2 protein-coding genes are annotated in these 1,692 nt (G+C 66.0%); both read left to right on the top strand.

Annotated features, from left to right (window positions below; genetic code table 11):
- Window positions 1-898 (top strand): alpha-amylase family protein (locus AOK23_RS39955; protein WP_476718318.1); only part of this gene is annotated, 898 nt, incomplete at its 5' end.
- Window positions 895-1,692, top strand: a 798-nt coding sequence (locus AOK23_RS39950) for an alpha-amylase family glycosyl hydrolase (protein WP_240496778.1), incomplete at its 3' end; no start/stop codon positions are given. The genes AOK23_RS39955 and AOK23_RS39950, both read left to right, overlap by 4 nt.

Raw genomic sequence — 1,692 nt, 5'->3', positions numbered from 1 at the left:
CCGCATCCTGCGGCACTGGATGGACCACGGCGTGCGCATCTTCCGCGTCGACAACCCCCACACCAAACCGGTGGTGTTCTGGGAACAGGTCATCGCGGACATCAACCGCACCGACCCCGACGTGATCTTCCTGGCCGAGGCCTTCACCCGCCCCGCGATGATGCACACCCTCGCCGCGACCGGCTTCCAGCAGTCCTACACCTACTTCACCTGGCGCACCACCAAGCAGGAGCTGACCGAGTACGCCACCGAACTCGCCGGCGACGCCGCCAGCTACATGCGCCCCAACTTCTTCGTCAACACCCCCGACATCCTCCACGCCTTCCTCCAGCACGGCGGCCGCCCCGCCTTCGAACTCCGCGCCGTCCTCGCCGCGACCCTCTCCCCCACCTGGGGCGTCTACTCCGGCTACGAACTGTGCGAGAACACCCCCCTCAAACCCGGCAGCGAGGAATACCTCGACTCCGAGAAGTACCAACTCCGCCCCCGCGACTGGACCACCGCCGAACGCGAGGGACGCACCATCGCCCCGCTGCTCGGCAAGCTCAACGAGATCCGGCGGCGGAGCCCCGCGCTGCGACAACTGCGCGACCTGCACTTCCACCACGCCGACCAGGAAGCGGTGATCATCTATTCGAAGCGGGCGGGCTCGAACACGGTTCTGGTGGTCGTGAACCTCGACCCCCACCACACCCAGGAGGCCACGGTCTCGTTGGACATGCCGCGACTCGGCCTCGACTGGCACGAGTCGGTGCTGGTGCGCGACGAGCTCACCGGCGAGGTCTACACCTGGGGCAGGAGCAACTACGTACGTCTCGAACCGGGCCGCACGCCCGCACACGTACTGACCATCCTGCGACCGTCCAACCCGCAGATCGGGGGGTCACCCACACCATGATCGTCAACGAGCCCGTTCCCGACACCTTCGAGGACACGCCGCAGAAGGACCGGGACCCGGAGTGGTTCAAACGCGCCGTCTTCTACGAGGTCCTCGTCCGGTCCTTCCAGGACAGCAACGGCGACGGCATCGGCGACCTCAAGGGCCTGACCGCCAAACTCGACTATCTGCAGTGGCTGGGTATCGACTGCATCTGGCTCCCGCCCTTCTTCAAGTCCCCCCTCAGGGACGGCGGCTACGACGTCTCCGACTACACCGCCGTCCTCCCCGAGTTCGGTGACCTCGCCGACTTCGTGGAGTTCGTCGACGCCGCCCACCAGCGCGGCATGCGCGTCATCATCGACTTCGTCATGAACCACACCAGCGACCAGCACCCGTGGTTCCAGGAGTCCCGCAAGGACCCCGACGGCCCCTACGGCGACTACTACGTCTGGGCCGACGACGACAAGCAGTACCAGGACGCCCGCATCATCTTCGTCGACACCGAAGTCTCCAACTGGACCTTCGACCCCGTCCGCAAGCAGTACTTCTGGCACCGCTTCTTCGCCCACCAGCCGGACCTCAACTACGAGAACCCGGCGGTGCAGGAGGAGATGATCTCGGCGCTGCGGTTCTGGCTGGACCTCGGCATCGACGGTTTCCGTCTGGACGCCGTGCCGTACCTGTACCAGCAGGAGGGCACCAACTGCGAAAACCTTCCGGCGACCCATGACTTCCTGAAGCGGGTCCGCAAGGAGATCGACGCCCACTACCCCGACACGGTGCTGCTGGCCGAGGCGAACCAGTGGCCGGAG

It is taken from the genome of Streptomyces torulosus (assembly GCF_001419765.1).
GTDB classification, from domain to species: Bacteria; Actinomycetota; Actinomycetes; order Streptomycetales; family Streptomycetaceae; genus Streptomyces; species Streptomyces torulosus.
Note: the sequence above shows the minus strand (reverse complement) of the source record. Positions and strands in the feature narration are given on the sequence as shown.